7 protein-coding genes are annotated in these 6,408 nt (G+C 74.2%); 3 read left to right on the top strand and 4 right to left on the bottom strand.

The features are described 5' to 3' along the window. From IH00_RS0129150 to trxA, 3 genes are all read left to right on the top strand, one after another. Window positions 1-363: alkaline phosphatase D family protein (locus IH00_RS0129150; protein ID WP_199819829.1), on the top strand; the 363-nt coding region annotated here is incomplete at its 5' end. Between the two features lie 78 nt (window positions 364-441). Next, window positions 442-894 (top strand): hypothetical protein, encoded by a 453-nt coding sequence (locus tag IH00_RS0129145; protein ID WP_031078786.1) that lies wholly within the window; start codon window positions 442-444, stop codon window positions 892-894. Between the two features lie 132 nt (window positions 895-1,026). Then, entirely contained in the window at window positions 1,027-1,413 is a 387-nt protein-coding gene (gene trxA / locus IH00_RS0129140; protein WP_031078784.1) for a thioredoxin, read from the top strand. A 123-nt stretch (window positions 1,414-1,536) separates the two neighbouring features. Here the strand turns inward: trxA and IH00_RS0129135 are convergent, their stop codons facing one another. From IH00_RS0129135 to IH00_RS0129120, 4 genes are all read right to left on the bottom strand, one after another. Beyond that, complete coding sequence (locus IH00_RS0129135; RefSeq protein ID WP_031078782.1) at window positions 1,537-2,721, bottom strand: thiolase family protein; 1,185 nt, start codon at window positions 2,719-2,721, stop codon at window positions 1,537-1,539. Window positions 2,722-2,991: 270 nt separating this feature from the next. Then, window positions 2,992-3,261, bottom strand: a complete 270-nt coding sequence (locus tag IH00_RS0129130) for a hypothetical protein (protein WP_031078780.1) — start codon at window positions 3,259-3,261, stop codon at window positions 2,992-2,994. Between the two features lie 191 nt (window positions 3,262-3,452). Next, a complete protein-coding gene (locus IH00_RS0129125; RefSeq protein ID WP_031078778.1) occupies window positions 3,453-4,475 on the bottom strand; it encodes a LacI family DNA-binding transcriptional regulator in 1,023 nt (340 codons plus the stop codon). 1,002 nt (window positions 4,476-5,477) lie between these two features. Further along, the gene (locus IH00_RS0129120) at window positions 5,478-6,278 is read right to left on the bottom strand and encodes a VOC family protein (RefSeq protein ID WP_031078776.1); all 801 of its coding nucleotides are present in this window, start codon (window positions 6,276-6,278) and stop codon (window positions 5,478-5,480) included. Between the last annotated feature and the right edge of the window lie 130 nt (window positions 6,279-6,408).

Raw genomic sequence — 6,408 nt, 5'->3', positions numbered from 1 at the left:
GCCGCCGGGGTGAAGCACCTGATGGTGCTGTCCGGTGACGCGCACGTGGGGTACGCGTTCGACCTGAAGGCGGACTTCGACGTGCCCGGCTCCCGTACCGTCGGCACGGAGATCGCCGCGACGTCCCTGACCAGTGGCCGGGACGGGGTCGACCGGCCCGACAACTGGACGAACCTCACCGAGGCCAACCCGCACCTGAAGTTCTACAACGGGCGCCGCGGCTACACGGTCGTCGCACTCGGCCCGAGCCAGGCCCGCGTCACCTTCCGGACGGTCTCGGGGGTCACCACGCCCACCGGCACGCTCGGCACGGCAGCCACGTTCGTCACCTCGGCGGACACCCCCGGTCTGCAGCCGGCGTGACGGGCGCCCGGCGCCGCGCGTTCACCCGTCCGGACTCAACCGCGGGCACGTCGCCCGGCCCGGGCTTTGCATGGGGTCATGGGCGACGTCAATGCTTACACCGTCGTGGCGCGTTCGGCGGCCGCCGCGCTGCTGGCAGCGGGCCTCCTCGCCCTGCCCGGCTGCTCGGCGGACGGTCCGACCCCCGCCCAGGAGGCGAGCTCGGCCACCGACACCCTCTGCGAGGACCTCGGCGCGCTGCGGATGGACACCGGCAGGCTGGCGGACCTCGGCCGTACGTCGGCCGGGCTCGACGACGTGCGGGACCTGCGGGAGGACGTCGCCCATGACCTCGACACCGTGACGCGCAGCGCCCAGAAGGTCCGGAAGGCCAGGTCGGACGGGGTCACGGACGCGTACGACGGGCTCGCGCGGGCCGTCGACGCCCTGCCCCGCGACACGAGCGGCGACCAGGCCGCCCAGCGGCTCAGGCCGCAACTGGAGGCCCTGGACCACGCGATCGCCGCCGCCCAGGCGTCCGTCAAGTGCTGAGGGCCGGAGGCCGGGGCCCCACGGCGGCAGGGGTGTGTGGGGCCGGCCCACCCGGGCAGGCGGAATAGCGCGGGCCCCGGTCACCGTTGTGCGGGGCAGCCATACCGACGGACACCGGGAAGAGGCAGGCAGATGAGCACCATGGAGCTCACCAAGGAAAACTTCGATCAGGTCGTAGGCGACAACGACTTCGTCCTGATCGACTTCTGGGCGGAGTGGTGCGGGCCGTGCCGGCAGTTCGCCCCGGTGTACGAGAAGGCCTCGGAGCGCCACCCCGACCTGGTGTTCGCCAAGGTGGACACGGAGGCGCAGACGGAGCTGGCGGCTGCCTTCCAGATCCAGTCGATCCCCACGCTGATGATCGTCCGTGACAACGTCGCGATCTTCGCGCAGCCGGGGGCGCTGCCGGAGGCGGTCCTGGAGGACGTGATCGGTCAGGCCCGCAAGCTGGACATGGACGAGGTACGCCGGTCGATCAAGGAGGCGGAGGCCCAGGGGAGCCCCGACGGTCAGGGCTGATCCGCCCGGGCAGGTCCGATCCTCCCGACGGCGCCCGGCCCCTCCCCCTCCGCGCGCGGCCTGAGGCCGCGGCCCCCGGACGCGCAGCCCCTGCGGCGCCGCGGTCCCCGGGGCCGCGGCCGCTCAGCGTTCCAGCACCAGCGCGAGCCCCTGGCCCACCCCGATGCACAGCGCCGCCAGGCCGGTACCCGAGCCCGCGGCGGCGAGCTGGTGGGCGACGGCCCCGGCGAGGCGGGCGCCGGAGGCACCCAGCGGGTGACCGATCGCGATGGCCCCGCCCCGGGGGTTGACGACGGCCGGGTCGAGGTCGGGCCACTCGGCGAGGCAGCCGAGCGACTGCGCGGCGAACGCCTCGTTGAGCTCGAACGTGGTCAGGTCGGCGAAGCTCCGCCCGGCCTTGCCGAGGGCCCGCTGGACCGCCTCGACCGGGCCGAGCCCGAAGAGCTGCGGCTCGATACCGGTGACGGCCGAGGTACGGATCCGGGCGAGCGGCTCGCGCCCGCAGGCGCGCAGGCCCGCCTCGTCGACCAGGAGCAGCGCGGCGGCGCCGTCGTTGAGCGGTGAGGCGTTGCCGGCGGTCACGGTGCCGTCGGGACGGAACGACGGCTTCAGCTTGGCCAGGGCCTCCATGGAGGTGCTGTCCCTGATGCTCTCGTCACGCGTGAGCTCGACCCCCTCGTACGGGACCACCTCCCCGTCGTACAGGCCCTCGGCCCAGGCGGCGGCGGCCTTGCGGTGGCTCGCCAGGGCGAAGGCGTCCTGCTGGTCGCGGGTGAGTGCGTGCTTGTCGGCGATCAGTTCGGCGCCCTCGCCGAGCGAGACCGTCCACTCGGCGGGCATCCGCGGGTTGGTCATGCGCCAGCCGAGGGTCGTCGAGTACAGCTCCTGGTGCCCGGCGGGGAAGGCGCGCTCCGGCTTCTGCAGCACCCAGGGGGCGCGGGACATCGACTCGACGCCTCCGGCCAGCACGACGGAGGCGTCGCCCAGGGCGATGGCACGGGCGGCCTGGATGACGGCCTCGAGGCCGGAGCCGCACAGGCGGTTGACGGTCACGCCCGGTACGGACACGGGCAGCCCGGCGAGCAGCACGGCCATGCGGGCGACATCGCGGTTGTCCTCACCGGCGCCGTTGGCGTCGCCGAAGTAGACGTCGTCGATCCGGTCCGGGTCGAGGCCCGGAGTGCGGTCCACGAGCGCCTTGACGACGTGCGCGGCGAGGTCGTCGGGCCGCACGGAGGAGAGGGCGCCCCCGAACCTGCCGATCGGCGTGCGGACGGCGTCGACGATGTAGACGTCGCGGATGCTCATCGGGGTCCTCTCCCACGTCACCTCGGGCGTTCGCCAGGTGAACACATGTTCATCACCGGGCTCAGCCGAGTTTCGTGCCCGGTGCATCGGCTGTCAACGCCCGAGGGGGTGTCCCGCCGGCCGGGCCGGATCGGTGAGCGGCGTCGGTGCTGTGCATCGCAGGGCGGAGGAAGGAGTCGACACGGAGCGTCGGCGGCGTCGGCCGACGACAACGCCGCGAGGTGCGGTGCCCGGCGTCGCGAGCCCGGCGTGACCGGCGGGGCCCCCTGGCTAGGGGTTCGTGGGGTCGGAGACGCGGGCGGACAGGCCGTAGTCGAGTTCCGCGCCGTCGACGAGCAGGGCCTCGACCGTGCGGGTCTCCGGATCGATCTCGGCCTCCATGCCGTCGCCCGCGTACCGCGGATAGCCGGAGACCCCGAGGTCACCGGTGGCACGCACCACTCCCGAGCGGATGGCGACTTCGGAGAGGCGGGCCGGGTCGCGGCCCTCGGCGTGCTCGGGGACGACGAGGATTTCGAAGCGCTGCGGAACGGTGTTCATGCAGGCGACGCTAGAGAGGTTCACCGCGGCACGCACGTCCACGCGCCCCCGGCGGCGATGGCTGCGACAGGGATGGGCCGCGAGCGGGGCACCGCGACGCGAGCGGGACGACCCGCACGGGAGGAAGTACCACGCCGCGCGGCCGGGGCCCGTACGGGAGCAGTGCCGACGCGTGGGCGGGCGCGCGGACGTCAGGTGGAGTCGCGGGGGATCACACGGGCCGCCATCAGGTCGTGGCGTTCCGGTGTGCCCTCGGGGTCCCGGACCACGCGGTCGACCAGTTCCGCCAGCCGCTGTCCGGTCTCCATGGCGATCCGCACCGTGCTCAGCCGGGGCCGCAGCAGCCGGCCCAGCAGCAGGTCGTCGGCGCCGATGACCGCCGTGTCCCCAGGTACGTCGACGCCCGCGTCCTGCAGGGCGCGCATCAGGAGCATGGCGTACTCGTCGTTGTACGCGAACACGGCGTCCAGGCGCAGCTCGCCCCAGCGCGCGGCGAGGGCCGCGGCCGACTCCTCGGTGTAACCCAGCGCCAGGGGGCGGACCTCGGCGCCGGCGGCAGCCGCGACGCCGCGTACGCCATCGAGGCGCGGACCGGAGAACACTCCCAGGCCGGGCTCCTCCGGGACGACGACACCGAGGCGCCGGTAGCCCCGCTCCAGCAGGTGCGCGGCCGCGCGTGCGCCCACCTCCCGCTGGTCCATGGCGAGCGCGTGGGCGCCCTCGACGGGCTGCTGGCCGAGCGTGATGACGGCCCGCGCCCCGGACCGCTTGAGGACGCCGACGCCGTGCGGGGTCAGTACGACCTCGCCGAACGACACCACGGCGACCGGGCGCAGTTCGGCCCACGCGCGGGCCGCTTCGTCGCCGTCCAGGCCGGTGCTGCCGTATTGCACGACCGTGTAGTCGAGGCGGCGCAGGGCGCCCTGGAGTTCGCTGAGGAAGCGGCTGTACAGCGGGCCGACGGGGACGTGGGCGGTGGGCAGCAGCACGATGCGGGTGCGGCCCGCGCGCAGGCTGCGCGCGGCGGCGTGCGGCACGTACCCGAGCTCCTCGGCTGCCTGCCGTACGCGTCGGCGGGTCGGCTCGCTGATCCGTACCGCCGACGTGTTGTTGAGCACGTACGAGACGGTGGCCCGGGAGACGCCGGCCAGTCGCGCGACATCGGCGCTGGTCGGGACCGGACGGTCGGTGGGCTGTCGGGGTGTCTGGCTCATCGCTCCGGTCATCCTTCCAGACCGGTCACCGCCCGGATCCGGCGGTTGGCCGGAAGTCGGTGCTGCCCAGGGACCCGCCCGCGATTGACACGTGTCCTCCCGATCGGCGTCCCCGCGTCCCGCCTCTCCGCAGGGCGCCCCAGGGGCTCCTTCGTCCCCGCCACCGGTGCGTCCCGCGGCCGGCCTCCCCGCATACGCAACGCGCGTCCACCGGCCGACGCGCGGACCGCCGGCCCCGCTGCTCACGGGAACGCCGCGAGGGACGCGCGGAACGCCCGGGTACCCGAGGTGCCGGTCGCGCTCCGGACCGAGGCGATCGCCCCCGCCGGCAAGGTGGCCGACTTCGATCCGGTGTCCGGTGTCCGGCGTCTCGCGGATCTGCGCGGCTGCACTCCGTCCCCCGGCCGGGGGCGCTGCCGGACCGCTCGCTACGCCGCATCCTCCGCGCCGTTCCCCGCCGTCGCCGCCCGGCCGGTCCTGGGCGCCCTTGCACCGCGCGCCGCGGCGTTCGGTCGACTCGGATCCCGCCCGGCACCTGCCGGGCGGCGACGGCGGCTGCCGCGGCAATCTCCTGACGCAGGCCAAGGCCGCGACGCGGGAGCAGATCGCGGCGATGAACCCGCGCTGGGACGGGGTGGACGTCGGCATCGAGCGGGAGACCCTGACGGTGTGGGACGAGGCCACGGCATACGGTCTGGAAGCCGTCGTCGGGGCCGACCTGCTGCCCGCCGGGGCCGTCGTGCCGTCGCTCGCGACGCTCGCCGACCCCAGCCGGCTGGTGTCCGCCGAGCACGCCGCCCTGCTGACGGAGCGCGGCTTCGAGGTCCGCACGGTCCCGGGGCGGGGCTCACCATCCACCGGGACGACTTCGACGGCTTCATGGCGGCGCTCGACGGCTGGGTCTGACGCAGGTGCACGGCCGGGGGCCGCACCGCGCGGGCCCTCACGTCCGCCCGCCTCGGCCGTCCTCACGCCTCGGCCGTCCTCACATCATGGTCGTCCTCACGTCATGGTCGGGTCGCCCTTGATCAGGGCGAACGGAGCTCCGGCCGGGTCCTTCAGCATGGCGATCCGGCCGACGCCGGGTACGTCGGTCGGCGGGATGAGCGTCGTGGCGCCCAGGCCCGTGGCTCCCGCGAAGACGGCGTCGCAGTCGAGCACGCCGAAGTACGGGTGCCATTCGGACGTCGACCCGGCGAGCACGTTCTCCTTGGACAACCGCATGATGCCGCCCTGTCCGGCGTCCTCGCCCCGGCCGCCGCCGGGCGAGGAGACGACGCTGTAGACCATGTCGTCGCCCATGTGCATGTCCTGGTACTCCCAGGAGAAGACCGAGCGGTAGAAGTCCTTGGCCGCGTCCGCGTCGGTGGTGTACAGCTCCGTCCAGCACAGGCTGTTCGGCTCCATGACGAGGTCCACGCCCCTGACGTCGCCGGGTTGCCACACCGCGAAGTCGGCGCCCGTCGGGTCGGTGAAGGCCGCCATCCGGCCGGAGGTGAAGACGTCCATCGGCTCGACCCGTACCGAGCCGCCCGCCTGCCGCACCGCGTCCATCGTGGCGTCCGCGTCCTCGGCCAGCAGGTACACCGTCCAGGCGGAGGAGGCCCCCTCCTCGGTGAGCGGGCCGACACCCGCCACGGTCCGGCCGTCCAGCTGGAGGAAACCGTATCCCCCGGCGTCCTGGCCGGCCGACTGGAAGGTCCAGCCGAACACCGCGGAGTAGAAGGAGACGGCGGCGTCGACGTCCGGGGCCCCGAGGTCGATCCAGTTGGGGGTGCCCGGAACGTAGTCGGTCGTCAGCATGGGTGGTCCCTCCGATGCACGGTCGTGACGCCACCCGGCCGCCCGTCCGGCCCGGGTTCCGCGCCGTGAACCAGCATGGCAGCGGCCACTGACGGCCGCCTTCCCACTGCGCCCGCGCGGGCCCGGTGCG

Source organism: Streptomyces sp. NRRL S-118 (assembly GCF_000716335.1).
Taxonomy (GTDB): Bacteria; Actinomycetota; Actinomycetes; order Streptomycetales; family Streptomycetaceae; genus Streptomyces.
Note: the sequence above shows the minus strand (reverse complement) of the source record. Positions and strands in the feature narration are given on the sequence as shown.

Excerpts from the sequence above, each read along its gene's own strand:
- IH00_RS0129145 (WP_031078786.1), top strand. The coding sequence starts at position 442 with ATGGGCGACGTCAATGCTTACACCGTCGTGGCGCGTTCGGCGGCCGCC.
- IH00_RS0129125 (WP_031078778.1), bottom strand. The coding sequence starts at position 4,475 with ATGAGCCAGACACCCCGACAGCCCACCGACCGTCCGGTCCCGACCAGC.
- IH00_RS0129120 (WP_031078776.1), bottom strand. The coding sequence starts at position 6,278 with ATGCTGACGACCGACTACGTTCCGGGCACCCCCAACTGGATCGACCTC.
- IH00_RS0129130 (WP_031078780.1), bottom strand. The coding sequence starts at position 3,261 with ATGAACACCGTTCCGCAGCGCTTCGAAATCCTCGTCGTCCCCGAGCAC.
- IH00_RS0129135 (WP_031078782.1), bottom strand. The coding sequence starts at position 2,721 with ATGAGCATCCGCGACGTCTACATCGTCGACGCCGTCCGCACGCCGATC.
- trxA (WP_031078784.1), top strand. The coding sequence starts at position 1,027 with ATGAGCACCATGGAGCTCACCAAGGAAAACTTCGATCAGGTCGTAGGC.